General features: G+C 60.8%; 26 protein-coding genes. 16 read left to right on the top strand and 10 right to left on the bottom strand.

Annotation, left to right across the window (positions count from 1 at the left end; genetic code table 11):
* Positions 1-50: 50 nt before the first annotated feature.
* Positions 51-1,280 (bottom strand): alpha/beta hydrolase, encoded by a 1,230-nt coding sequence (locus BEP01S_RS07515; protein WP_062241939.1) that lies wholly within the window; start codon positions 1,278-1,280, stop codon positions 51-53.
* A gap of 194 nt (positions 1,281-1,474) precedes the next feature.
* Between BEP01S_RS07515 and BEP01S_RS07510 the strand changes: the two genes are divergently transcribed.
* Complete coding sequence (locus BEP01S_RS07510; protein ID WP_157070543.1) at positions 1,475-1,900, top strand: VOC family protein; 426 nt, start codon at positions 1,475-1,477, stop codon at positions 1,898-1,900.
* A gap of 53 nt (positions 1,901-1,953) precedes the next feature.
* On the opposite strand, the gene BEP01S_RS07505 is transcribed toward BEP01S_RS07510, so the two are convergent.
* The 3 genes from BEP01S_RS07505 to BEP01S_RS07500 form a co-directional block, all read right to left on the bottom strand.
* Positions 1,954-2,691 carry a DUF5701 family protein gene (locus tag BEP01S_RS07505; RefSeq protein WP_244882148.1) on the bottom strand — a complete coding sequence of 246 codons (738 nt, stop codon included), beginning with the start codon at positions 2,689-2,691 and terminating at the stop codon, positions 1,954-1,956.
* 128 nt (positions 2,692-2,819) lie between these two features.
* On the bottom strand, positions 2,820-2,972 hold the full coding sequence (locus tag BEP01S_RS16795) for a hypothetical protein (protein WP_157070542.1): 153 nt from the start codon (positions 2,970-2,972) through the stop codon (positions 2,820-2,822).
* 135 nt (positions 2,973-3,107) lie between these two features.
* A complete protein-coding gene (locus tag BEP01S_RS07500) occupies positions 3,108-3,929 on the bottom strand; it encodes a siderophore-interacting protein (protein ID WP_244882147.1) in 822 nt (273 codons plus the stop codon).
* A 451-nt stretch (positions 3,930-4,380) separates the two neighbouring features.
* On the opposite strand from BEP01S_RS07500, the gene BEP01S_RS07490 reads away from it, so the two are divergent.
* The 6 genes from BEP01S_RS07490 to BEP01S_RS07465 all read left to right on the top strand — a co-directional run bounded on the left by BEP01S_RS07490 (position 4,381) and on the right by BEP01S_RS07465 (position 9,934).
* A protein-coding gene (locus BEP01S_RS07490; RefSeq protein WP_157070548.1) for an IS3 family transposase occupies positions 4,381-5,573 on the top strand; the annotation gives its coding sequence in 2 pieces (ribosomal slippage) (positions 4,381-4,665 and positions 4,668-5,573; 1,191 coding nt in all).
* A gap of 314 nt (positions 5,574-5,887) precedes the next feature.
* Positions 5,888-6,349, top strand: coding sequence for a hypothetical protein (locus tag BEP01S_RS07485; protein WP_135807659.1), 462 nt, complete (start codon positions 5,888-5,890; stop codon positions 6,347-6,349).
* The gene (locus BEP01S_RS07480; protein WP_062241926.1) at positions 6,346-7,059 is read left to right on the top strand and encodes a hypothetical protein; all 714 of its coding nucleotides are present in this window, start codon (positions 6,346-6,348) and stop codon (positions 7,057-7,059) included. The genes BEP01S_RS07485 and BEP01S_RS07480 overlap by 4 nt, the downstream gene beginning before the upstream one ends.
* 128 nt (positions 7,060-7,187) lie before the next feature.
* Positions 7,188-7,952 carry an ABC transporter ATP-binding protein gene (locus tag BEP01S_RS07475; RefSeq protein WP_062241924.1) on the top strand — a complete coding sequence of 255 codons (765 nt, stop codon included), beginning with the start codon at positions 7,188-7,190 and terminating at the stop codon, positions 7,950-7,952.
* The gene (locus BEP01S_RS07470) at positions 7,949-8,707 is read left to right on the top strand and encodes an ABC transporter permease (protein ID WP_062241921.1); all 759 of its coding nucleotides are present in this window, start codon (positions 7,949-7,951) and stop codon (positions 8,705-8,707) included. The genes BEP01S_RS07475 and BEP01S_RS07470 overlap by 4 nt, the downstream gene beginning before the upstream one ends.
* A gap of 705 nt (positions 8,708-9,412) precedes the next feature.
* Positions 9,413-9,934, top strand: a complete 522-nt coding sequence (locus BEP01S_RS07465) for a hypothetical protein (protein WP_062241919.1) — start codon at positions 9,413-9,415, stop codon at positions 9,932-9,934.
* A gap of 711 nt (positions 9,935-10,645) precedes the next feature.
* Here the strand turns inward: BEP01S_RS07465 and BEP01S_RS07460 are convergent.
* Positions 10,646-11,263 (bottom strand): TetR/AcrR family transcriptional regulator, encoded by a 618-nt coding sequence (locus BEP01S_RS07460; RefSeq protein WP_157070541.1) that lies wholly within the window; start codon positions 11,261-11,263, stop codon positions 10,646-10,648.
* 37 nt (positions 11,264-11,300) lie between these two features.
* Here BEP01S_RS07460 and BEP01S_RS07455 point away from each other — a divergent pair, with 37 nt between their 5' ends.
* From BEP01S_RS07455 to BEP01S_RS07445, 3 genes are all read left to right on the top strand, one after another.
* Positions 11,301-11,861, top strand: coding sequence for a GNAT family N-acetyltransferase (locus tag BEP01S_RS07455; RefSeq protein ID WP_062241915.1), 561 nt, complete (start codon positions 11,301-11,303; stop codon positions 11,859-11,861).
* Positions 11,862-11,870: 9 nt separating this feature from the next.
* Positions 11,871-12,458, top strand: coding sequence for a zeta toxin family protein (locus BEP01S_RS07450; RefSeq protein ID WP_062241913.1), 588 nt, complete (start codon positions 11,871-11,873; stop codon positions 12,456-12,458).
* Between the two features lie 547 nt (positions 12,459-13,005).
* On the top strand, positions 13,006-14,796 hold the full coding sequence (locus tag BEP01S_RS07445) for a site-specific integrase (RefSeq protein WP_062241911.1): 1,791 nt from the start codon (positions 13,006-13,008) through the stop codon (positions 14,794-14,796).
* A gap of 23 nt (positions 14,797-14,819) precedes the next feature.
* Here BEP01S_RS07445 and BEP01S_RS07440 read toward each other — a convergent pair whose 3' ends face one another.
* Positions 14,820-15,050 carry a hypothetical protein gene (locus BEP01S_RS07440; RefSeq protein ID WP_157070540.1) on the bottom strand — a complete coding sequence of 77 codons (231 nt, stop codon included), beginning with the start codon at positions 15,048-15,050 and terminating at the stop codon, positions 14,820-14,822.
* A gap of 180 nt (positions 15,051-15,230) precedes the next feature.
* Between BEP01S_RS07440 and BEP01S_RS07435 the strand changes: the two genes are divergently transcribed.
* Both BEP01S_RS07435 and BEP01S_RS07430 read left to right on the top strand, forming a co-directional pair.
* Complete coding sequence (locus tag BEP01S_RS07435) at positions 15,231-15,770, top strand: hypothetical protein (protein WP_062241907.1); 540 nt, start codon at positions 15,231-15,233, stop codon at positions 15,768-15,770.
* Between the two features lie 253 nt (positions 15,771-16,023).
* Positions 16,024-16,461: a hypothetical protein gene (locus BEP01S_RS07430; protein ID WP_157070539.1), complete on the top strand. Its 438-nt coding sequence runs from the start codon at positions 16,024-16,026 to the stop codon at positions 16,459-16,461.
* 19 nt (positions 16,462-16,480) lie between these two features.
* On the opposite strand, the gene BEP01S_RS07425 is transcribed toward BEP01S_RS07430, so the two are convergent.
* Complete coding sequence (locus tag BEP01S_RS07425; protein WP_062241903.1) at positions 16,481-16,918, bottom strand: hypothetical protein; 438 nt, start codon at positions 16,916-16,918, stop codon at positions 16,481-16,483.
* Positions 16,919-17,128: 210 nt separating this feature from the next.
* Here BEP01S_RS07425 and BEP01S_RS07420 point away from each other — a divergent pair, with 210 nt between their 5' ends.
* The gene (locus BEP01S_RS07420; protein WP_062241899.1) at positions 17,129-17,851 is read left to right on the top strand and encodes a hypothetical protein; all 723 of its coding nucleotides are present in this window, start codon (positions 17,129-17,131) and stop codon (positions 17,849-17,851) included.
* 884 nt (positions 17,852-18,735) lie between these two features.
* Here the strand turns inward: BEP01S_RS07420 and BEP01S_RS07405 are convergent.
* Positions 18,736-19,512: a hypothetical protein gene (locus BEP01S_RS07405; RefSeq protein WP_062241893.1), complete on the bottom strand. Its 777-nt coding sequence runs from the start codon at positions 19,510-19,512 to the stop codon at positions 18,736-18,738.
* Between the two features lie 585 nt (positions 19,513-20,097).
* Between BEP01S_RS07405 and BEP01S_RS07395 the strand changes: the two genes are divergently transcribed.
* Together BEP01S_RS07395 and BEP01S_RS07390 are read left to right on the top strand one after the other, a co-directional pair.
* A complete protein-coding gene (locus BEP01S_RS07395) occupies positions 20,098-20,364 on the top strand; it encodes a hypothetical protein (RefSeq protein WP_157070538.1) in 267 nt (88 codons plus the stop codon).
* Positions 20,357-22,318 carry a type IV secretory system conjugative DNA transfer family protein gene (locus BEP01S_RS07390; RefSeq protein WP_062241887.1) on the top strand — a complete coding sequence of 654 codons (1,962 nt, stop codon included), beginning with the start codon at positions 20,357-20,359 and terminating at the stop codon, positions 22,316-22,318. Before BEP01S_RS07395 ends, BEP01S_RS07390 begins: the two co-directional genes overlap by 8 nt.
* Positions 22,319-22,493: 175 nt before the next feature.
* Here the strand turns inward: BEP01S_RS07390 and BEP01S_RS16790 are convergent, their stop codons facing one another.
* The gene (locus BEP01S_RS16790; protein WP_157070537.1) at positions 22,494-23,261 is read right to left on the bottom strand and encodes a hypothetical protein; all 768 of its coding nucleotides are present in this window, start codon (positions 23,259-23,261) and stop codon (positions 22,494-22,496) included.
* 393 nt (positions 23,262-23,654) lie between these two features.
* On the opposite strand from BEP01S_RS16790, the gene BEP01S_RS07385 reads away from it, so the two are divergent.
* Positions 23,655-24,551 carry a serine hydrolase domain-containing protein gene (locus BEP01S_RS07385; protein ID WP_062241885.1) on the top strand — a complete coding sequence of 299 codons (897 nt, stop codon included), beginning with the start codon at positions 23,655-23,657 and terminating at the stop codon, positions 24,549-24,551.
* Here BEP01S_RS07385 and BEP01S_RS07380 read toward each other — a convergent pair.
* The gene (locus tag BEP01S_RS07380) at positions 24,529-25,434 is read right to left on the bottom strand and encodes an IS5 family transposase (protein WP_062241883.1); all 906 of its coding nucleotides are present in this window, start codon (positions 25,432-25,434) and stop codon (positions 24,529-24,531) included. The two genes, BEP01S_RS07385 and BEP01S_RS07380, sit on opposite strands and share 23 nt — an antisense overlap.
* Between the last annotated feature and the right edge of the window lie 85 nt (positions 25,435-25,519).

Here is a 25,519-nt window from a genome sequence, read left to right as displayed (position 1 = left end):
CCATAACCAATTGGTGATCGTCAGTATCGGTCTCACCCTGGAAGTCGGGGTCAGCGAAAGCGTTCGGACAGGTAGGCCTCTGCGATGCTCAGGTGTCCCTGGCTGCCGATCGAGTTCTTCGCCTTCTGCGTATACGCATGATTGGCGAGAGGAACCTGCACTGTCTGGACGTCGACTCCACGGCTTCGGGCCGATTCAGCCCATGCCAGCTGGTCACTCGGTGTGATGACGTCATCGCGCATGGCAGTCATCATGAGCACCGGTGGAGCGGGTGCTTCCAAATGGGTGACGGAATCGGCCACGGCGTATCGTTCTGGGTATTCCTCAGGCGTGCCGCCCGTATAGCTGGTCGCAAACAGTCGGGTACCGGTTCCTGCACCTGGCCCGGTGGGAGCGTTCTCGTAAAGCCCGGTCACATCGAACGCCGGGTAGTCGGCAATGACCGCGGCCGGAGCCGGAACCTTGCCACCACATGATGATTCGGCGGTGCCTTGCACTGCGGCACCGGCGGTATTGGCGACCATGTTGCTGCCCGAGCTCTCGCCCCAGAACGCCAGGCGGTCCATATCTGCGCCGAGCGCGTCTGCGTTGGTCTGAATCCAGCTTGCCGCACAGGCGACCTGCGAAGGTGCGCTCTGCCAGGTGGCGTTGTCCAGGGTGGCGAGTTCGTATTCGACCGATACGACGAGATAGCCATGATCAGCGAGTTCGCGGAGCTCGGAACTCGCGGCGTTCGGTTCGCCTGCGATCCATCCGCCGCCGTGGACGTACATGATCGTCGGAGCCGGACCCTTCGTTCCCTTAGGTTCGTAGATCGATACGGAAAGGTCGTCACCGGAGGTGGACTTGTCGTACACCTCGTGGCGGTCAGGCGACGCAGAGTCGATCGCCGAGAGTCCGAATGTGGCAGTGAACAGGTTCACCGAGCCGCCGGCGGCCGAAATAGCGCTGACGAGGACGATGATGACAGCGACGTTTGTGACAGCGGCGACCCCTCCGAGCACTGTGGTGGCTGTTCCGGTTCGGCGGAACCCTATGCGTACAGCAGCGATTCCGATCACGCACACGATCAATCCCACCACAGCTGTCGGCGGTGCCACGGTGGGTGCCCATCGAGCCGCGATCGGGCTGAGCGGGCCGATCCCGGGAATGAGCGATGCGAGGCCGATGACCGCGGCGATGGCACCGAGAACGAGAGCGAGGATCAGGCCAGCCGCCTGAACTGTATCGCCGACACGCTGAGGCACCGATCGCTGTGGCGAACTCTTGCTTCCTGTCATCTTCGGTCCTCGACTTTCGATCTCTCGGGCTGGGAATCCCTCTGCAGCAGATCTCATGGCTGCGACCACGTGTTGATGCCAGGGGACACTCTAACGCAGGCCGATTCTCACGATCGTGATGATTCAGGTACACAGTCGCTTCTTCGGGACATCGAAGATGACACCGTTTCCGCCCCGAGTGTTCGCGCTGAACCTTGACGCCGTCAGAAGCCCATTGGCAATGTAGCGACATGTCGCTCTTTCGCACGCCACAGATCGTGCTGTTCACCCAAGACATCGACCGTGCGTCGGCCTTCTACCAAGCTCTCGGCTTCGAGGAAGTGTTTCGTACCCCGCTGACCGGAACACCTATCCACGTGGATTTCGCCCTTGACGGGTACCGAATCGGTCTTGCCACCGAAGCCAGCACCCGCGACGACCACGGGCTCGACCCGGTGGCCGAGGGACAGCGGGCGGCGGTGATCCTCTGGACCGACGACGTTCCCACCGGTTATGAGCGCCTCATCGAGCTCGGAGCGACACCGGTCAAGCCACCAGAGCCATGGCTCGACCGGCTGCTCATCGCCTGGGTCGAGGATCTTGACGGGCACCTGGTTCAGGTCGTGCAGAACGTCAGCTGACCAGTTCATGCCCCCGGTGACAGTCAGACGCTAAAGCGGAACTCCACCGGGCGTCACACGATGGAGCCATTTGGAGAGCCGGACACGTCAGCGACGCGACGAGCGCCCGATGCGAATCCCAGCCAAGTGTGCCGATTGTTCCACCAACACCAGCCCAGCTTCGGTGAGCCTTTGCGGTCGCGACCATCCCTGCCCGTGCCGTTCGATATCCAGAGCGCGGGCGTTCGCGAATCGAATCCCTTCACCTTTCGCCGACGCGATCCGATCATCATGTAGCAGGCGTTGCGGTCGAGGGCAGCAGGCAGCTGCAACGCCAGATGCACACCTTCGACGACGGTGAAAGGTGTGCGTCCGCCCTTCGACAGCTCGTCCTGAGCCTCCGCCGGAGACCAATTGAGCATATCGTCGCCGCGGCGCGGATCTTCGAGCGCGTACACGAGCGTGCTCGGCACGGGCGCTTCGGCCGTGGGCGCGAATTGCTCAAGGTCGTCCATGTCGACCACGACGAAGCCTTCCCGATCCTGCCCGCCCGAAGTGCGACTCACATGCTGCACCAGAGTTCTCGCTGGCAGAACCCGTTCCGATACGACGAGCAGCGCTCCAGGAGCGACACGTTCCTGCAAATCGGTGACGGCTTGATGCAACACATCAGTGGTGAGCTCGCCGTCCAGAAGGCCCGTCGCGATCAGCCTCTCGGCTTGCGTTGCCAGCGGCGGCAGCTGCGGCACGACCATTCCCGACTGCAGTTGCGAGACTGTGCCGTCGCTCTTCTCATCGATCGTTTCGCTCACATCGCCTCCTCAATGTTCAGCACCAAACGAACGTCAACGAGGATGAGCGATCATCTATTCCGAAGAAGGCTCATGAACCCGCTTGTCCGGAATGCTGGTCTTGGGCATTCGATCTCCAACCGGATAGATCACAGGCCATGCTTGCGGCGGAGTTCGTCGAGCGTGATGCCTCCTCCACCTTCGACCTTCGCCGCACCGCAGGCCGCGATGCCCTCGAGTTCCTCGGCCGCTGCCATGAGCCGATCGAGCTGATCACGTGCCTTGGCTGCGGCAAGCTCCATAACCCAAGAGCGCCCCAACATTCACTTTCTCGGGAGAACCGACGCCCACGGCTCCGCGAGATGACGGCGCAGCCGGATCACGTTTGCGGGTACGCGAATCAGCGCGGCGGGGCGGGGGCGACAGTGCCCGTTCATTCAGCTCGTGGCTGGGCGTCCGTGACGCCAGTACCCGACGAAGTCGACGTGTCGCTTGGAGACTTCACGATCCTGGACGAGATGACGGCGCGCTCCGGTCGCAAGCGCGCTCTCTCCGATGGCGTGCGCGTGCACCACACCCTCGGGAAGATCCGCTGACATCAACGTTCGCAGGGCAAGCGATCCGGGGCGACTGTCGCCGTCAGGCGACTCGTCCCGGGCGATCCACGAGAACTCGATCCCGGGTGGCGCAGGAAACGACTGACGATCCGAGGCAGTCGGGACCTCAATGATCGCGACCCCTTGTGCAGAAGCCGGGAGCGTACGGCAAATGCCGGCGATTGCGGGCAGTGCTGTCTCGTCACCAATCAGCAGCGTCCAGTCGTGGGGGTGGTCAGGCGTGTAGCCGACACCTTGGTCAAGAAACCCGACGCGGTCCCCCGGGGTCGCGTCGAGCGCAAATCGCGAGGCCGGCCCGATGTTCCCGTCCCGGTCCCCGTGGATGACGAAGTCGATGTCGACTTCGCCGAGTTCAGGTCGCGCGTTGCGGAGCGTATATGCGCGCACCCACGGGCGTCTCGGCTTCGGCGTCGCGAGGTACTGCAGGTACCAGCCGATCTCAGATGTGCGGCTCGGCAACGCGAGCGCGTCTTGCCCTTCGCGGGTGAAGAACAGTCGGCACCAGTGGTCGGCACCGCGCAACTCAAGCCCGTCGAGACCCGAGAATGTCAGCCGGACGTAGCTCGGACTAATTCGTACGGACCGCACGACTTCGGCCATCATGAATGCTCGCTCGGTCGGAGTGTTCTTCTTTCTGTCCACGCGGTAAGGCTACCCTTATTCTGAGCTGTGCACGAACAGAACTCAGACGTTGAAGCAGAACTCCACCACGTTCCGTAGCTGAATAACGTCTGAAGGCACACGCGCCCGCCTTCAGCTCGGGAAGCTCGCCGTGCGCCGCGATCCCGGCGAGTGACACCAGACTTACCGGTCAGCGCAGTCCACGCCGGAATCGTTCAGCGTCCTCCTCGTTCCGCCGTGCGTCGCTCTCGTACGAGGCAGCAATTCGCCTAAACAAACCAGCCACCCGAGGCGCGCTATCGGCAAGCGCTTCCGCCTTGACTCGATAGTCCGAGGCGAGTCTGAGTTCTTGATCGCCGCCGTCTTCCAAGCCGCGACTAGTGACGCCGCGACTATTAACGATGGGACTGATGCAGGGTTCGGTGACACCTAACCTGGCTTGTACACAGGCAAGCCTGGAAGGATGGACACCATGCCACAGCCCTACCCGAAAGAATTCCGCGATGACGTCATCCGCGTCGTCCAGACCAGGGATTCTAAGACGACGATCGGACAGATCGCCAAGGACTTCGGAGTCCACGAAGGCACCATCAACAAATGGATCCGCCAAGCAGAAATCGATGCCGGCAACAAACCCGGCAACACCAGCGACGAGTCTGCAGAACTACGGGAGATGCGTCGGCGCAATCGTCTGCTTGAGCAGGAGAACGAGGTCCTGCGCCGCGCAGCCGCCTATCTGTCACAGGCGAACCTGCCGTCAAAAGGCTCTACCCGCTCGTGAGAGAGCTCGCCGCCGACGGGATCCCCGTCGCGGTGTCGTGCCGGGTCTTGAAGCTCTCCCGCCAGCCCTACTACCGGTGGCTGGCCGCGCCTGTCCCTGATAACGATCTCGCCCAGGCATATCGGGCCAATGCGCTCTTCGATGCCCACCGCGATGATCCCGAGTTCGGGTACCGATACCTCGCTGACGAAGCCGAAGCGGCCGGCCAGCCCATGGCGGCACGCACTGCGTGGCAGTTGTGTTCGTCCAATGACTGGTTCTCCGCCTTCGGCAAGGGCAGAGCAAAGAACGGGAAGAAGCCGGGACCGCCGGTCCACGACGATCTGTGCGCGGTTGTCGATGCCGACGGACGGACCAGACACGAGTTTCGAGCTGATGGTCCGAACCAGCTGTGGTTGACCGACATTTCGGAACACCATACGAATGAGGGCAAGCTCTACCTCTGCGCGGTCAAGGACGCCTACTCGGCGCGCATCGTCGGTTATTCGATCAGTTCGAGGATGAAGGCCCGGCTGGCCGTCGATGCCCTCGAGATGGCTGTGACAAGGCGCGGTGACGTGGTTGGATGCGTGACGCACAGCGACCGCGGCAGCCAGTTCCGGTCGAAGAAATTCACTCGGGCTCTGGCCCGTCACGGCATCATCGGGTCGATGGGACGAGTCGGCGCAGCGGGCGATAACGCGGCCATGGAATCGTTCTTCGCCCTGTTGCAAAAGAACGTTCTCGACCGTCGCAGGTGGGCAGCCACCCGTGACCAGCTGAGAATCGCGTTCGTGACGTGGATCGAGCGGACATATCACCGACGTCGCCGACAAGCCCGGTTGGGTCGATTGACACCAGTAGAGTACGAAGCAATCATAGAGCCAGCTGCTCTCGCAGCATGACACTCACGCTGTCACCCTTCTTTGCATCAGTCCCGTCCGATGCGGGACCTGACAGGCGACCCGCCCTCTGGAAAGGTCGAGCCACACAACGAGATAGGCTCGATCGGAAATCTTGCCACCGAGGACCGAGGTGTAGGACCGTTCCGCAACCCATGTCAGCCCTTGACTGAAGGCATCGGCGACCTCCATAAAGGAACCACAAGGTCCCCAATTCGGGCTGCGGAAGAGCGAATCGTTTTCGACGGGCCCAGTCGGTCAGACCACCTGTCACCCTAGGGTTGACACCTTGTCGAAAGACCGTCACCATTGAAGGCATGACACGTAAACCCAGGGGCGACAGTTCGATTGCAACCGAGTCGCTGCCCGAAGCGTGGGCTCAAGTCCTCGCCCATCGCGCAGTTGACGGTATGGACCTCGATGAGCTGGTCGCCCGGTTCACTTCCTGCGGCATCGGGCCGCAGGAGGTGAGCGCGGTTCTGATGGACGGCGGCGACAGCCTCTACGAGGCGGCCGCCGGCGGAGAGCCCGGTTGGGCCGAACAGTTCGGCGGACCCTTGGCCGTTGCGCTGCTCGCCGCCGAGGTCAGCGCCTTCGCCTCCCACCTGAACTCACGCGCGTCAGGGGCGCGTTCGGTCGCTGTTGACACGCTGCTCGACGACTACAGCGCTGTCGCCGTCGCCCGCGAACTCGGCGTCTCCCGCCAAAAGGTCTACGAGATTGCCCGCAGCGGCCTGCGCGGACCCCACCTCGATCACGTTCCGTGGAGAAAAACATGAACACCATCCGTGAAGAAGGCAATCTGCCGGACCCCGCCATCCAACCACTGGTCCACCCGCTCGACCTGCCGGCTGCTCGCCGTTCGTTCGCCGCGTCGTGGTGGCTTGATCAGCTTGCCAGCCCCACGATGTTCCTCGCGCTGGCATCCATGCTCTGGGCCATCAGCAACAACTACATCACGCCCATCCTGGTTTCACTCGTCGTTACCGTCTGCGCCGCTTTCGCCAGCCGCTACCAGTCGGGTGAAGCATGGTCACACATCCCCCGCAAACGTCACGACCACCAGCGCCACGTGCCACTGTGGTGGTCGGTAGCCCAGACAGCGATCAGCACGCTCGCTCTATACGTCGGCCTGATCCTGCTGCTCGGCTGGATCATCGCCCGTGATTTTCCGCCGGGAGTTGCGGCCTTCTCCGTGGGCATGGGAATCGGAATCGTGCTGATCATGTCCACCACGCCGCTATGGAACCTGGGAGCGCCGCGGCACCTGCGCAGCGAAGCGCGCGCGTGGTCCCCGCAGTACATCAGCCTCGCCCTCACGGCCGCAGCCGTGGTCTTCTCCAGCGTCACACTAGCTGGGGCTGCCGACGCAGAAAGCTGGCAGCTGATCGACATCGCGACAGGTACTGCCGTGATTCTGGCGGTCCAGTGCCTCTGGCTGCTGATTCACGTCGTGACGTCACGATCATCCTCCGGCCCGCGCACCTGACCGCGCACGCGGCCTGTTCGTGCGCACGGGCCTGACATCGCCACCGCCTGATCAGGCTCCTCCCTCGATCGAATTACCGAGACTTGCGCCGCACCTCGGGCGCTGCACTCTGCTCGAAAGGAACCCTCATGACCGTCATCACCGTACGAGAGCTTCATAAAACCTTCGGTCCGACTGTCGCTGTCGACAACGTCACCTTCTCCGTAGAGACCGGGGAGATCTTCGGCATTCTCGGGCCCAATGGCGCCGGCAAAACAACCACAGTGGAATGCATCAGCGGTATGCTCGAAGCCGACCGTGGATCGCTGAGCGTCCTTGGACGTCACCCCTTCCGGGGAGGATACTTTCTCCGGTCTCAGGTCGGCTACCAAATGCAATCGAGCACCCTGCCCGCCCAACTGCGCGTCGGCGAGGCGCTGCGCCTGTTCGCCTCCCTCTATCCGAACCCGGCCTCCATTCCGGAACTGCTGGACACCGTAGGCCTTGCCCACCGCAGAAAGACTGCGTTCGCCGCACTCTCCGGGGGTGAACGCCAGCGCTTGTCGATCGCTTTGGCGCTGATCGGCAATCCGCGGATCGCCATCCTCGACGAGCTGACCACGGGTCTCGACCCGCAGGGCAGACGCGACATCTGGAACCTCGTCGAGCGGATCCGCAGATCCGGAATCACTGTGCTCCTCGTCAGCCACTTCCTCGACGAGATCGAACGTCTGTGTGACCGATTGGCCATCATTACGATGGGAAGATCCATCTTCGTCGGCACACCGGAACACTTGATCGCTCGAGCCGCAGTGCAGAATCCACAGATCACAGGGCTGGAAGACGCCTACCTCACCATCGTCGATTCCGCCGCCAGTCTCACCGGCACCGAAACCGAAGGAGCACAATCATGAGTGCGCTGGACACACTCATCCGCACGGAGGCCAGCCTCCTACTACGCAACCCGACCGCACTCTTCATGGCCCTGGCCTTCCCCGCAGTCCTTCTGCTGATGCAGGGATTCGTCATCCCCGGTACGCGCGAGGCGGTCACCGGCGTCAACGACCCACTGCTCGACGGGCTGCGCGTCATCGATCTGTTCGTGCCGATCGCACTCACCGCGGCACTCGGCAGCGTGGCGCTGACGAACTTCCCCTCTGCAATCGGCGGCTACCGGGAACAGGGCGTGCTGCGCCGGCTGGGAAGCACTCCGGTCGGCCCGCATCGAATCCTCGCATCCCAGCTCGTCGTCTCCGCCGTCTCGCTGGTGGGCGGAGCGTTCATCGCCACCGGCGCGGCCATGCTCCTGCTGGGAGCACACGGCCCGCAGTCCGGCCTGCTCGTGGTCGTGACGTTCGGCCTATCAGCCATCGCCATGCTGTCGCTCGGCTCGATCATCGCTGCGCGTGCTGCGACCGCTCAGAGCGCCAACGGCATCGGGATGCTGGTCTTCATTGCCTCGCTGTTCACCGCCGGCGTCTGGACCCCCGGCCCGCTCATGAGCGAACCGCTGCGGCAGATCGCTGGCTACACGCCGCTCGGCGCGGCCTCACAGTCGCTGTCCGCCGCCTGGTACGGTCAGCCGTTTCCTCTCCTCCAGCTCCTCGTCCTGATCGCCTGGACGATTCCCAGCGCCTTCCTTGCCTATCGCACGTTCCGCTGGCGATGATAACTACCGGGCGCGCGGTTCATGGCCGCCTCGTCATATAACTGCGCCTATTCGTCCTGAGGCAAGTGCGTCGACCCGTGTACTACGCGGCTTTGCGATCTTGGACCCGAATCTCTTTTGGGGCCAGTACTATCACAAGACGGCTTATTTCAGTCCTGATCCTGGCCGTGGCAGTCGTAGTCGTCATGATGCGCGTACCGCGCAGCCTGCTGGTCTCGGGCCAGCAGGGTTCTCCACACGGTCAAGAAGTCCATCCTCCAGTGCACGGCCGATGGTGGGAACGTAGAGTCCCGTAGTCATAACACCCAGCCACAGGGCGCGAGTTGACGGACCCACCTACGCTATCAACGCTTCTGAGTTGGGAAGGCTACCAAGACTGACGTTCGGCGACAAAATTGTCTGCGCTCTGCATGAATAACCTACCAAGATGCAAATATCGTTCGACACTCGCCAAGCCGACATCGACGTCAGCATTGAGTTGATCACCCCCGGCAGCTGTTGTGCTCGCTTTCTACCCGACGACCACGATCGCCAGTGGCATCTGGCGCGGCCCCCTACAACTGGAAGTATCCCGAAACGCAGCACTGCTTGCATGTTCGCAGTCCCCGAAGGCTGTGCCTCAGTCGACGTCTGGGTTCCTCTAGCTGTCCGCCAGCTGGCGATGTCAATGAGAAGAATGAGTTAGATCACCAAAGGAGAAGCCAAATGCGAAAGCCCCCACCCTCCACTTCGGAAGCAGACAGCACCGCGATGCGGGAAGAACGTCCACCTGGGGCGGTCCGGGCGGCGGTCGGCGCACTGATCGCGGCACTCGCAACCGGAATCGTTGAGATGACCGCACAGCTCTGGCCGATAGACCTTCTCGGCGACAGCCTCGTTTTGATCGCAATTCGCTTGCTCATCTACGCCGCCGTCCTCGCCGCTATTGTCCTATTCGCCCGCGGCCGAAATTGGGCACGACTTATCCTGCTATTTGGCCTCGGGGTGGTAGGAATGCTGTCCCTAATTATCGATCCCGCAATCTGGATATTCTCAGACTCCGACCTCGGGGCATTCATTGCCGAGATGGACGCTCAGCTGGCTGTGATCGCCGGGAGCCGGATCGCGCATATCGCAGCCGTGATTGTCGCCGTGGTTGCTATGATTCAGAGGAGTACACGTCAGTACTGCTCGAAGGCGGCATTCATGTCCAAACGGTATACGCATGCGTCTCAGGAAGACCAATGACACCAGTCTCAGTTAGGCGACCGGAACGCCCCCCGAGCGTGGAGAGCAGCTTCGTCGCCTCGTCATTCTTCCCTCCGGGGCTCGGAATTACCACAGCAGCACACAAAGGCGATGCTGGCAAGAGGACAGTTGGATCAAGCTGCGCTGTTTGCCGCCTTCGAACCTCTCGCACGTCTCCAATGTCTATTTCACATCCTCTCTGGCGGTCACGCGATTGTCGATCTTTCAGATATCGACTCGTTCGGCCCCAACGAGGAGCCAAATCAGGAAAGTACGAGGGCCATGCTTCCCACGCCGTGCCACTGCGGGTATGCTTCACGGCGCCAGACTCGCTCGGCGATGTCAGCCTATTGACCTCAGCGGTGCGGGCGCTGGACGTTATGTCCCTCGCACCATTGTCAGGCCAATCGGGCACGCCTGTGCCAGTCTATTATCCTCATTCGAGGTGGCGATATCTCTAGTTGGAGTTGGATACACCGTCGGCAAAATCTGCGCTGAATACAAACCGCACTTCGCGGGCTCAAAGCCTCAACCTGCGGCGCCCACAGACCTACGTCTTGCTGCTCCAAAATCCCCGTCAAGATGGCAATATTGACCTCGACCTGACGCGTATTCCGGGGATGGGCTTGAGTCCGCCATCGCGCCCAAACGGAGGTCACCCTTGAGACAGCCCACCTGAGGAAACACAACTGTGTCATTGGACAAGAGACCTTATTCGGATATCGAACAGTAGTTCCTGAGCGCGGCGACGCCTTCAGCAACCGCTCGCTCCGCGCTCCCATCGCTCTTCTGCCGGTGGAGCCTCGAGTATGTCGGCGCTGCCGCACTATCGACAACGGCATCCGGTTCACTTACGGCGACGTGAGCGGTCGTTGCGCTACCGATGACGAAGTTCGACAGAGCGTAAGCGTTCACCAGCGGGTCAACCGCCCCATCTTCGATCAGCAGCACGACCAGCCGTTCGGACAGCCTGAGGTAATGCGGCCCCCGCGGGGGCCGCATCGCGATCACCTGACATGCCCAGCGGTGACGGACCAGATGCCGGAAGTAGGCGAGCATCAGAGCGTCGACGCCGTCCTCGACGATAGCTCGAGCCATTTCCGCATCGGCGCCGAGCGCGGCGTCGAGACCAAGGTCAAAGAGGTCGTCTGCGGAATCGATCCGCGAATACAGGCTTGCCGGTGCGACGCTGAGCCGTTTTGCCACAGCCCGCACCGTCACAGCCTGCAAACCTCCTCCATCAAGGAGCTCCACTGCCGCGCGGGCAATACCTTGAACGTCGACAGCCCGCGCTCGTCGCACTGGCTTAATTCGGCTCCAGTAACTCACATGTTAATTGTAACCGAACTATGTTAGTTTAGATGACATGCTCGACTCATCACTCCTCCCCGTACAGGATGATCAAGTGAGGCTCCGCCCCCTGCACCCTCGGGACGCCGCCGCTTATGCCGAGGGAACCAAAGATCCGGGCGTGCAAGAGTACGCCCATCTACCCCACCCCGAGTACACGCCTGAGTCGGTACGACAGATGATCAAACACGACGCCGAACCTGGTCTGCAAAGAGGCGACCTCGCTGTACTATCGATTGCACACGCCGTAACCGATCGGTTCGTCGGCAGTCTCGTCATCTTCGACGTAAGAGGCCACAAGGCTGAAGTCGGGTTCTGGATCCATCCGGCCTACCGGGGCAGAGGTATTACCTCATCGGCCCTCCGCCTCGTTGCCCGCTACGCTCGCGACTGCGGCTTACGGGAGCTCACGGCCAAAACCCTACCGGCGAACATTGCGTCTCAGCGCGTCCTCGAAGCAACCGGGTTCATCCTGCACGGTCGCAAGTTGGACACTGCACCATCCGGGCACCGCGCCGAGCTCCTGGCCTACGCGCGACCGCTTAGCGAGAAACCGACCTGGACCGAATTTCTATAAGTTGACATCATGCCCTTGATTAGTCCTTCGACCCCACTACCGCATCACCCGTTACGAGTGCTGGTAGCCGGGAACTCCGGTGCAGGGAAGACGACCCTAGCCCAACTGATAGCCGAAGCGATGGGTGGGACCACAGAACATGTCGAGATCGACTCCCTGTTCCACGGCCCCAATTGGCAACCTCGAAGTAACTTCGTCGAGGAAGTTGATGCCTTCAGTCGAGCAACAACATGGGTGACTGAATGGTCCTACACCTCGATCCTCGGACAACTGCTCGCTGATCGGGCAGACCTCATGGTGTGGCTGGATCTTCCGAAGTGGCAAGTAGCTCTTCAAGTCCTCCAACGAACCCTAAAGCGGCGGGTACCCCGGCCGCAGCAGCTCTGGAACGGCAACGTCGAACCACCTCTTCACACCTTCTTCACCGACCCTGATCACGTGGCCCGGTACGCAATCAGGCACCACTCCAATAAGCGCAGAAAGCTCTTACAGTTGGCCGCCAGTCGGCGGGACCTGTTAATTATTCACCTGCGGTCTCATCGCGAGGCGAGTAAATGGCTCTCTGGCCCATTCAGAGCCTCAATAGGCCTTGGGTGATGCTGGATCAGCGCAGATTGGCTATACGCACATTCCAACCCCGCAGGTAAAAAGCGTGATTGATCTGACGATCGGTTCGAGAACGCCAACCCCAGCGGTTCCTCCTACGGAAAACAGGCTCCTATGACCTCGTTACCAGGTGCCGTACAGGGTTGAGGAGGATCCGCACAGACACCGCTTTCGTATGAGCGTTCTTATCGAGTTGGGATCGTCCAGTACTGGTGCCAGCGGATCGTTGACTAAACGAGTGCGCGGTCCGCGGCGCCATCGCCGAGCAGCTCTCTGCCCGCACACTCCAGGTGACCTACGGGATGATGTGCTAGAAGATTGCTACCAAACCGACAGAACTACGTAGTTTTGCAACTCAAATAGGATCGTTGGCCCGAAGATCAGACGTTAAACCTGAACTCCACCAGGGCCACACCGCTCATCACTCCATCTTCCATCTGACCTGCACAAACGACGATTAGAACAGGTAGAGTGCTACAAGTCAGCTGTAAACATTGCGACGAACCGGCGTCGCGCGTGCCTCCGAGGTGGACCCAGGATGAGCAAGGAAGAGACTCCCAAGAAGAGGCGAGGTCGCGCAGGTAAGAGCGTCCTCGGAGGCCGAGGAACCCTCTACTCGCCGACAGAAGCGAAGCCCCGATGGCAGTGCGCCATCCAGGATCCGGTCACACTCAAGCGGCGCATTTTCAGCGCGAAGACACAGGATGACGTCATCGCCAAGGCACGGCATGCACTTGGAGACTGGGACCCGGCCGAGCAGACCCGCGTAGAACGCCCTCCAACGCTCCAGGAGGCTTTCGACGCCTGGCTGACGGACAACCTCAGCTCGTGGTCAGATAGAACGCCACAGGTCTACAGAAGCCGCTTCAAGTCGCACCTGAGCCATCTAGCGGACACCCCGGTCACCCAAGTGAGCACCAGCGACCTCAAAGGCATCGCCCTGGACACCAGCCGAGAGCAGGCACGAAGAGTCCGAACGATCGTCCGCGCCATCTTCGACAGCACAGAACGCTGGCATAGCCGCCCCGGTTCGGTTTACGCAGACGCGGTCCTCCTGCCGGACTCTCGATCCGCTGATGCGCCGTTGACCGTCCAGTCGACCCAGATCCCCAACAACGACTGGATCAACGGTGTCGTCGACTGCGCGTGGTCCACGTTCCAGGTCCACCCCGCCAAGTCCTTCAAAGGGGACACGATCGACCCCGTTACCGGGGAGCATTCCAAGTGGGACGAGGCAATCTTCACCGATCCCCTGCTCCATCAGCACGCGCTCATGCTCGGTATGCCCATAGACAATCCAGCGGTGAAGCGCCGCGGCATCCCGCGCCACTACAACAACGTTGAGCAGCGGCAACGAGACCAAACACAGGAGCTGGCCTCCCGCATGCGACAGATCGCACTCGCTCACACCCTCGGCGCTGGCGCCGGACTCCGAGTCGGCGAGGTCTACGCACTGAGGGTCTGGCACCTGTTCCACCCATGGACGAACAACACCAGCCGTCTAGTCGACCTAGCCATGCACGAGCCCAGCCCTCGCGAGATCATGGAGGGCTACGAGCTCGAGGGCACGGAGGATATGGGTGGACTGCTCATGCCTGGATGGACCGGAAAGATCGAAGTCTGTGAACAGATCTCCGCGCCTTCCACCGGCCCACAGCAGATCTCTTTGCCGAAGATGGGCAAGATCCGACAGGCTCTGGCACTGCCCTTCCTCTACCCCGCCTGGGACAGCTCCAGCCGCCCCCTGCGGGAGCTACTGATCGAAGCCACGAAGAGACACGAGTACACCTACGACTACTTCAATCCCTACGACGGCAATCAGCCGCTGTGGAAGATGAGTGCGTACGACGCCGTACTGCTCTGGAAAGCCGGCTTCACGCCGGTCTCGCTCCTCATCCATGACCGGCTGCGTGAACTTTGGCTTCAGTCAGGACGAAACCTCAAGGTCTTCAAGAACATGTTGCTGCTTCCCACTCGAAACCCTGCTCGAGGTGACGGGCCCTCGGTGCGCTGGCCATCACGCTGGCCCTACCCAAAAGAGATCCCTTTCGGGAACTATCAGAACCCGAAGAACATCGCCCACCGCTTCACCAACCCCCTTTTCGATTGGGTCAGCGAGGTCACGGACAATTGGCCCGGCTATCACGCTTGGGGAGGCGACCGGAAAGGCTTCGTCCACCACTCGACACGACACTGGTACTGTTCGGCCACGCTGCACCACAAGATCAGCCTGCCCGTCATCAGCCGATCGGCCGGTCACAAGTCACCAGCCTTTACGCTGCAGCGATACGCCTCCAGCATGCCGACTGAAGAGTTCGGGCTGGAGTGACCCCGCAGTTCAAGGACACGCGTTTAGGACCGCTCTGGTCGAGATTTGGCGGGATCATCCTCACCAACGGCCTCGTACGCCTGATCCACGGCTTCTAGCCAATCGTCCGGAAGGCCCGGGATCGCCTCGGGGTTCTCCTCCACCATAGATTCGTGTACCTCTCGAATGATCCCCAGATAGGTTTCGGCAGTCAACGCCCAGCCCCCACTCTTGAGGGCCTCGTCCAGCCGCGCCATGAACCCGTCTTCACTCATGCACACCACGCTACAGCTTGGCATGTGAACCTTCGAGGTTCCGGATCTCAATGTGGAAGGCCACCAGCCTGACCGGGACTTCATAAAGAACTGCCGTCATCTCAGCCGAAAGCTTCTACTGAGCTTCCCCTTGTGTGCCAAACGGCAGCGCACACGGTCTCTGTCAGACCGGCACAACCGGTGCCGCCGACACAGAGGAGACTCACCATCACTTCCAACGACAAGACCAACAACAACGTCAAGGTGCTCGTACAGAACATCCAGCACCTCCCCCACGGCTACCAGATCCTCGGCGTAGCCCTCATCGGCGCGGCAGTAGCCATGGCCGCCTACGGACTCTCTGAGATGGGGATGCTCGACGTTGCAGCGACCTTCGCGACCTGCTTCGTGCTGACCTTCGGCCGCCTCGCCTTCGGCTTCAAGACGCCGACCGAAGGAAGCGACTTCAAAGAGACCCGCACCTTCATCAACAACCTCGTCGCCGAGTACAAAGAGTTCACCCGCACCCGGGCCGTGCTCGGCAAGGCACTCATCGCTCTCATGAGCGCACTGCTGTTCATTGCGCTGCGCTGGATCATGATCGCGGCAATGGGCTTTCTAGCGAACCCGTGGTTGGCAGCAGCCTTGGGCGCACTCGTCGCCTCAGCCATCGCTTCACCGATCCTGTGGCGCGCCATGGGCGGCTCCCTGACCGAGAAGGTCGACAAGACCGACGCGTAAGCAAGGCAGATCCCTCAGTCACCCGGATAGAACCAAGCTCTGTCCGGGTGACGTCGTGTCGATCCCTGTGCCGAAAGTCAGAACCGAGCGAAGTCGGCACATTGAGCAGTAACGGACCAATCAATCCTTGGAGGCCACCTTGCTCGACATCCCAGCCGCCCTGATCGCGAACGACGCCGGCGCCCCGACCGGAGTATGGACGCCTGTAACGGAAGGTGTCAGCACTAGCCGAGCTCAAGCGGCTGCCCGCACGATGATGCGCAAGCTCACGAACCTCGAAGAGGACAATGTCGCCGTGGTTGCTGGCTTCATCGCAGCAGCACTCATCATCAGCCGGGCAACTACCGGCGGATCCCTCGACAGCTTCATTCGCCGCGCAGCGCCTTCCCCAGAGACGGCAGCGGAGGTCCAGTTGGCACGTTGGCAGGGACTCGTGAGGAAGCTCGAGAACCTTAGCGAAGAGGCCAGCACTCAGGAGCAGACGACTCACCTTGTAGAAGCCGCCGCTGACCTCCACAACGCCTGCACTCTGATGAGGTCACTGAGTGACTCAGAGCAGGCGAGACTCTTCGACGAGATGAACTACGCAGTTGCCGACGTGTTCACGGAGCAGTTCCCGCACTCCTACATCCAACCGTGGGATGCCCCCGACACGTTGGAGGTCGTCGTCCTCCGCCGAGACCAGCTCTAGGTCCCTAAATAGATCGGTCTCAGTACGAGCCCCACCGTCGATTCTCAGCCTCATCCTTGATCTGGTCGAGAGCAAACAACGCAACCGGCGGATCGGTCAAGGCCACGTCGCAAAGAGCCCGGCCGCTCAAGTGGCCGGTCTTGCGCTGCAGGTACCACCATGCTTGCCACGGTTGGATCGGATCGGGCTCACTACGGAGCCGCTGAACCAGTGGCCAAATCTCGTCACGAAGGTCTCCACGATCGGTGAGCTGTACAGACGGTATGCGAAGCTCGTCCTCGAATGTCACGAGGATGAGCTTGTTCGCGTCGTTCTGAACTTCGGCCCACGCCCAAGCTGTCGCTTCGTCCTCGCCCCTTCGTTGCGCGAGCTCACCCAGCGACAGTGCCGTGAAGTCGTCCATCAGCTGCCGCCTAACCCTGGCGTTGTGCTGGGCGACCTTGTCCTCCTGACTCATACACCCAGGATCCCATGGAGATGGCGACATGGCCTTGCCACCGGCGAGTCAGCGCTAACGGTGCGTCAGTGGTGAATCTCTTCAAGTCCCCACCAGATTTCGATCTGTTGGGGATTTTTTCGTACTTCCACTTGTGTGCCAAACGGCAGCGCACACGGTCTCTGTCAGATCGGCATACCGCCGACATCCACTACGACTAGGAGATTCACCGTGCACACCACACGACTCACCATCCGCAAGACCGTTCGCAACACCGCCGTCAGCGTCATCGCAGCCTCGATGCTTCTGCTTACAGGATGCAGCAATGACGGCTCCGACGAAGCAAAGAACGCGCCCCTGGCGCCTGAATCCGCCGAAGCAGTGCCTGCTGACTCGACGACGACGACCACAGAAGCACCCACTGAGGAGCCAGAAGACGACGGGGACGATGAACTCGCCAATGAGGTGGTCACCTCGCTCAAGAAGGGCGACATCGTCACCCATCCAGACGACGCGAAGTTCTGGGGCACTGGCGTAGTCCGCGAGGAGGTACGCCCCAACACAAGCACCACCAAGGCGACCGAGATCATGGTCGACTACGGAACAGTGCCCACCAGCGAGTTCACGTTCGAAGCCGAAGGCAAGTGCATCATCGCTCGGCCGAAGAGCCTAGAGATCGCTGCTGAACTGACTTACCTCGACGTTCCGGGTGCAGGTTCAGCGTCCAAGGAGGTCGATGAGGAAAGGGCCGCGGATACGGGTCACGAGTGGGTAGACACTCCCATGATGTTCTCTATCGGCTGCGTCAAGAGCTCGAAGCAGATTGAGCCCCTCACTCTCGAAGAGCACCAAGCCGAGGTCCTCGCCGAGCTCGAGGAGGGCGGATTCGCTGAGGTCGGCCGGAAGCTCCGAGGCGATGAGCTCGAGATTGTCGAGCGTGCAGAAGACAAGTAAGCCGTAAGAAGCCTCCTGCCCTGTGAATGGTCAGGAGGCTTTGTGCTGCCTAGGGTCGTATGCCCCTAGCTCCCTGTGTTCTCGTAGTAGAGGGTGCGTGCCAGCTCGGTCTCGCTAAGAACGTCCTTCACGAGCCGGAACGCCAGCCACGCTGTCGTCGCGGACTCCTCGGTTTCGGCCCAGATTGAGATCGAGTCCCGTGGCTCGGTTAATCCGCTCTTAGGAGTGACGGAAAAGCCATGCAGGAACAAGGTCGTATGCGCAATTAGGACGTCTGAGGGCGGGCCGGCTGCGTGGATGAGTCCGCCTATGGGGCCGCTGGCAATGAAGCCTGCCGCTGATGCTTGCGCACCCTGAGGAGCCGAAGTTTCGCGTGTCATCCTCACATCTTCCCAGCCCAACTTGGAGGAAAGCAGGATCCACACACAGCAATGAGACCCCGAACGCTTTTCGAGGGTCTCACTCAGATCTACGAGTACGTGGCTATTACTCGCCTTTGTCCTTAAGGACAGCCGCGTGCAAGAGGCGTGACCAACTGGCGTCAGGCTGGGCTTTCCGCACCTGGTCGACCGCGGCACGCGCTGCACGAGGCAACCGGATCCATACCGCTCGTCGAGAGATTGGACCGTCCGGACCTTCAAGCGGTAGCTTCAGCGGCTCGGCAACTAGTCTCGCGATCAAGTCACCGCCCAGCGTCTGCGCTGTTTGCCCGTCGCTGAGCACCGCGCTCAACTTGACGTGCTTCCAGTCGTCCTCGAGGACATGGATTCGGGTGGGTTCTTCGTACGCGTTCACTGTCGTTCTCCTTCAACTCTTCCTTGCCACAGTGCCGGGCTTACCTGTTACCGTCCGCGCTGACGTTTGGCATTCAACAGGGCATTCCACTACTTGTGGCCTGACATCCTCATCCGCACGTAGGGCCAGGCGACTCGCAGTCCTGGCAGAACCAAGAGCGCTACAGCTAAGAAGGTGTTCTGCCCCCAAGACAAGTTGCCGAGCACTTCAGTGAAAGATCCGTAGAGCACTGCAGCAACAACAAGCACACGCGTCGACAATCGGTTCTTTCCGATGGTTCCGATGAAGACAATCGACACTATCGAGATGCCAATGATTACCCACACGGCACTGCCGCTCGGGCTTAGATCCGCATACTGATCTGTGAGGAAGGCTTTCTCCCAGAAGTCGAGCCACCGCAGCAGTGCTCCGCCTAGGACGAAGGGAAAAGAGCGCAATGCAAGGGCGAGCCCGTACCACACGAATGAGGGTTCGAAGGTTGGGTTCGGTTGTCCGGGCGGCTGCTCGTTGGGGACGGTTGCTTCAGGATGATGCACTGGTTGCTCGACCGGTGCGTCAGTCTGTGCCGGGGAGCCTCGCTCGGACGAGTGCCCCGCAGGAGCGGGCCCCGTCGACGTGCGGGCCTCTTCTGGTTCGGGACGCGAGCTGTCTGCCAGCCTCGTTCCGAATGTCTTAAGTGTCTTGAAGGCAATGTTGATCTGTGTTGCAGCTTGCTCTCGTTGCGCACGGTCCTGATCGTCGGTTGCCAGGTCCGGGTGGGTCGCACGGATGAGCGAACGGTATGTTCGCGTCACCTCGCCTGGCTCTGCACCCGCGGGAAGATTGAAGAGCGCGAGGGCCTCTTTCGTAGTCATGCCGGTTGTCATTCGTTCAGCTCCTTGGTTTCCCAGTTCACCGTCAGCGCTATGCCACTTGGCACAAGACGGTCCTAGGTTCAGAGTGCCGACGGTTCGTGAAACTAACCGGCACTATGGGAGACCCTCTGGCTACGCGCTTGTGGGGCTGTCGTGCGGCCGGCAATCCGCGTCGCCCGGCAAGTACCCCCGTTGACTACACCCACCGTGCTCGCGACTTGCAGTTCGGTTGTGGATCTCCGCAACGCCAGCACTGTGGAAGGTGACGGCAGAACCCTGCCGACTACGACCAACCTTGGAGGTACCTTCCGTGCTTATCGAAAGAAATCTTTCGGTCCATCCAGAGGTCCGAACTCTCGCCCGACTTGAGGCCGCGCGAACCGGCACCCACATGCGCTTCGCTGTGGGCTGCGCTCTGGACCGTCTCGCTTCCCAGAAGCGAGTTCCCACCAAACCAACGAGACTCCTCAATCGTGACCGGGTCTCCCTGGTGGCTTCCGCCAACCAGGAGACCTGGAACCGACTCGACGCAGTCCGTGACACACACGGCATCACCTGGAACTCACTTGTCGACATCGCGCTTGGCGGTGGCGCCCAGTGAAGATGACCAAGACGCACTGGAAGGTGACCGGCTGGGTCATGAGTGCCGTGACCCCGATCGCATGCATCAGCAACCCAACCCCTGGGCTACTCATCCTGACCGCGATCGTCCTTGTCTACTGGGCCGCGAAGTGGAAGAAGCCCCTCGGGGTAGTTTGCCGTGGCCTGATCGGAACCGTCACCACGATTGGTGGTTTTACGGGAAGCCAGCTCAAGAAGCACGCTGCTCGTCGTTCGGCGAAGGGAGGCGCACAGCTTGACTAAGCCCATCATTGTCATTGTCATCTGCGCGGTCGTCCTCGTTGTCCTTGGCATCGCCGCACTGACGCACTGGGCCTACAACCGTTCAGCCCAGCAGAGGATTCTCCAGAAGGAGAACGACCTAGCCGCGCCTAAGCCGATGAAGGGTAAGCGCGACATCCAGGCTCGCATCAGGGATGCCAAAGGCGAGGACCGCTTCGTCTTCGGCAACCTGGTCGATCCCGATTCTGGCGTCGTTGACACCGAGTTTGTCATTGACGACTCCGACTCCAGCGTGGACGTTTACGGTGGCCCTGGTTCAGGTAAGTCCGTCGGCGTAGTGGTCCCCACCGTCCTACGCCACCGACACTCAGCGCTTGTGTCGACCACCAAGACCGACTTGGCCATAAACACGATCGCGGCTCGAAGTTACGACGGACCAGTGGTCATCTTTGACCCTGCGGGCAAGGCCGGGAAGATCCCAAAGCTCAAGGAGCACGTCAGGGTCTGGACGCCTATCACCGAGGGCGTCTCTTGGCCGCGTGCTCGAGAGACCGCACGCGCACTCCTCAAGGGCGTCGATGGCGCCGAGACTGGCGGAAAGAACGAGTTCTTCCAGCTACACGCTAAGACAGCTATCGCCGCACTGATCGTCTACCTCCGTACGCAGCCGGGAACTTCCCTGAAGAGCCTGATGCAGAAGCTAAAGGAGCTCGGCGAAACCGATGGAGAAGGCGACGGCAAGTCCACGAACTCCTGGCAAACGTTCAGCGATGACCTGCAGCGGGCAGCTGACGATCTAAAGAAGTATGCGGAGAACCGCAACCCGCAGCTGCTGAAGGAGCCTAAGCTTCCGCGCAAGCTCAAGGATCTGCACGAACGGGCAGCAAAGTTGTCCTCCGACGCCGATGCTCGGCAACTTCCGTTGCCTGCCGATGCAGAAGAGGCTAAGGAGCTCAAGGAGTACACCACGTACCTGCAAAGCGTGGCCGACTACGAACGGAAGCTTCAGCAGTACCCGGATGAGTACAGGCGCAGGAGCGAGGAAATCAGACCACAGCTGGAAGCCCTGGAACTGGCCCAGGCTGCTCTAATCTCGACCATCCAAGCAGCGGCTGCGCCCGATACTCGAGCCGGCATCCTCGGCTCCATCGGTCAGGTCACGGAGTCCTTTCAGGCTTCCTACGCCATCTACGTGCAACCTTGGGATGCTGACAACACGCTGACGCTCGATGACTTCATGCACGAGACGCACACTCTCTACATGGTGTGCCCTGAGGTCCTTCAGCGACCACTGACCAATGCCCTTCTTGGCTGCTACGTACGCGCCCTCGAGACAATGGCCGAGGACAATGGCGGCAAACTGGCTGACCAGCATCTCGTCGTACTGGATGAGCTTGTTCACTGTACGCCTCACCCTGAGCTCCAGAACTGGACAGGAAACCTCGCCCGTTCCGCAAGGATCAAGTTCGTCCTCTGCACCCAGTCGTTCTCAGATCTTGTTGAGACGTTCGGCGAGAACATCGCCAATTCTCTGCATAACAACTGCTCCGGCGGCCACATCGCATTGGCAAAGGGGTCTGATCCGAAGTTGGCAGAGCTGTTCACAGGCCAGGCCGGAAAGCGTGAGCTGATCCAGACCCAGAGCTACGCCCACACCACAAGTGATTCCAAGAACTACGGAGGCACCGTCAACAGCACCGTGAAGGGTGTACGCGACTCTGGCAGTAGGTCGAAATCCGTGACCACAACCGAGACACTCGTGGAGAAGGACGTCGCCACGTACGCAAACATTAGCGCGATGAAGGAGTTCCACGCGGTGGTCATCCTCAAGGGAACCCGGAGTCACAACGGTGGTGCTGTTCAAGTTCGTACCACACCGTTCTTCGAAGACGGCTCGATGAGAGCTGCCATCCAGGGCGACCGAAAAGCTCTCGCAGAGGTCCGCGCTGCCGTGGCAGAAAATGCCCGACGATAGTATTTCGCGACGTCGAGCACTGGATGCAGATCACCCACCGGTTCGGCACTGTGTAAGAGGCACGGAAGCCAACCTCCACTGAAGCACCCACCCACGCGGTGGGTGCTTTGCTATGCGCTACAGCCTCCGATCTCAATGGTTAAAAGTGCGTCCAGCAGGGCACCTCAGCGGAAACTCATCCTGGACAGCGAGGGTACCGCTCGTCCTTAAGAACCAAAATAAATGGAGACTTCAGCCAGAATCCGAATCGTACGCAATATTGACCGGAAACCGCATTCGCGTCCACTTGAGCAAGCGAGCGATCATCAGCAAGCAAAACTGTAGCCTTATCCTGATCCAGGTTCAGCACAAAAGCGGTCTCCTCTTCCCCCGCCAAGGAGACAACCTCAGGTGGCAACCATGGCGTCGGCAGACTGCTGAACACTAATACAAAGACCGAGGCCAACCCCAGGCCGATAGAGTCGAAACGCCTTGGACGGGACCCACGTTGCCTTGAGCCCTTCGAGGCCTCACCTTTCGTCTTCCTTCTTCTCGATCGAATCACTCGAGTTATCGCAATGGAAATCCACCACAGATAGACCAGGAATAGCAGATACGTCGGAACAATGAATACCAGAAATATCCCAGGCCACGTCGGCACCAACCGTGCCGCCGCACGTTCAAATGGTGTTCGCTGAGGAAGCTTGTGCTCAAGCATCGGAGCCACAACTACAGCGAATACCGCCACCAGAACTGGGAGAACCGCTAGAAGCGCACCGGTTAATACGTTTGCCGTTCCGTTCGCCGCAAGTACGCCAAAAGCAGTATTCATATCCCAGTTCGCAACTGCGAGTATCTTGATGCACACGAGAGTTGCAGTGGCAGCCCCAACGATCAACCCAACATGGTTTTGCCAGTTGAAGCGCATAGCTTCGCGCGGCTGAAGATTCTCGGAGTCTGCCATACGCAAAATTGTCTCACTTCAAACAGCTGAGCGTGCCAACCCCACGGCATGCGTGCATTGACTTTTCTGAGATGCCCAACCGGCTCAACGGGACTCTGATCCGAGCCCTACGTCGACCTCACGAGCGGCCTCCCAGTTGCTCGGGCGCATTAGTGGATAGAGCTTTACGTCAGCAGAAGGGGAGGCGCAAGGCGACGCTTCTACTCATCGAAGCTCGCGCGCTTTAGAAGGGCTCTAGGGCGCGTTGAACAAGTCCGACAGGTTCCGATGGACAGTTGCTCGGGGTTGGCGCCGGATCTTACTGAGTGAGCTGGAGCACCTTGACCGCGCTCCGCGAAAGCCCGGTGAACATTTACTTCGACCTCTTTGAGCTGCGCAGATAGGCTTGGCGTCATGAGCTGGATAGTGCGCACGAAGAGCGAGGCTTACCGCTTCCGGAACGCTGGGCGCATCGAGGTGGAGCAGACCGGGTCGTTGCACCAGGGGGATCCGATGCTTGAGTGGGGATCTGTCACAAAGACTGTCACTGCCCGGATTGCAGAGCTTCTTGACCGTGAGGGCTCGATCAGTTTGTCATCGCCCGTGAGCGAGTTTCTGCCGGAGACAGGACTCCCGAGGGAAGTGGATGTTCGCAGTCTTGCGGAACACACCTCGGGGCTACCGAGGCTGCCCAAGGGAATGATCAAGACTACGGCCGATGCTCGCGATCCTTACGCGAAGTACACCACTGAGCGTTTCGACTCCGACGTTTTGCCTGACATATCAGAGCAACTGCGCGGCCCTGTGGGCTCGTTCGAGTACTCGAATCTTGGATACGCGGTCCTCACGCGTCTGCTTGAGGTGGCCACCGGGAACGACTGGTGGACGCTCGCGGAGCGACACGTCTTCACCCCGCTCGGAGTCACGGACGTCTCGATAGACCCAGATCCAAATAGTGTTCCCGTCCTCCATACCTGGACTGGCCGCGCGTGCAGGCAGTGGAAGCTTTCTGGTCCATTCGTCGGCGCGGGAGGCCTCCACGGCACCTTCGATGCGCTCGAACGGTACGCCATTACCCGCGCACAGCAAACGCCTGGGGAAAAACCATTCGGGTGGGGGGATGACGGAGAACAATACTGGCATGACGGGGGAACCTTGGATCATGCCGCGTTCGTCGGGATTTCCTATGACGGGTTGAAGGCGGTTACTGTGCATACTCTGGGGTACAACGCAGGGCGGGTCAACAAGACCGCTGCACGCCTCAAGCGAAATTCTCACAGGGCATCGGCTACCACCCGCTTGGCAGGCTAATGACCTCGGTCTTGATCCAGATCAGCGTGGTAGCGAGGCTGATGCCGGCGCGGTAGTTGCGGGCCAGCTTGTCTGAGCGCATCGCGATCCCGCGCCACTGCTTGAGGCGTTTGAAGCACCGCTCGACGACGTTGCGACCCTTGTAGCGTTCTTGCTGCTGGTGGCCGAAGTCGATGGGGCGGCCAGGCTTCCTGCGGCGGTGAGCGATCTGGTCGTCGCGTTCGGGGATCGTGGCGGCGATGCCCCGGGCGCGCAGCCATGCTCGGTTCGCCTTCGACGGATAGCCCTTGTCCGCGAGGACACGCTCCGGCCGGGTTCGAGGCCTGCCCTTGCCGGCGCGAGGGACGCAGATGTCCTCGAGCACGGCGGTCATCATCGTGGTGTCGTTGACGTTCCCTCCCGTGATCACCATCCCCAGCGGCCTGCCGCGCCCATCGGCGACGAGATGCAGCTTGGTGGTCAACCCGCCACGAGAGCGCCCAATAGCGTGGTCAGGCGGTTCGATCCACGGATCCTTGTGATTCGAGAGAGCCCCCTCGTCCCGCTTCAGTGTCGCGCCGTGCTGATGCACGCGCGCGATCGTGGAATCGATCGACACAACCCAGTCGACCTTCCCGGCCGCGTCTGCCTGCTTCTGCACCTCAGCCAGCAGCTTCTCCCAGGTGCCATCCTCAGACCACCGGGCAAACCGCTTGTAGATCGAGTTCCACTTCCCGAACCGCTCCGGCACATCCCGCCAAGGCGCACCCGTGCGGTATTTCCACGCCATCCCCTCGACCGCGAGCCGGTGATCCGACCACGGCCGAGAACGCCCCGACGCCGTCGGCATCAACAGCTCCATCACAGCCCACACCTCGTCCGAGATCTCGCGTCGCGCCACCACCCAAGACTCGCCCGCACGAACACGACACCACTTGATCAACGCGCCCTAGAGCGAAGCACTCAGAGAGGCGCTGAGACGGTCTCGG

It is taken from the genome of Brevibacterium epidermidis NBRC 14811 (assembly GCF_001570805.1).
Classification (GTDB): Bacteria; Actinomycetota; Actinomycetes; order Actinomycetales; family Brevibacteriaceae; genus Brevibacterium; species Brevibacterium epidermidis.
This window is presented reverse-complemented; position numbering and strand designations above follow the sequence as displayed.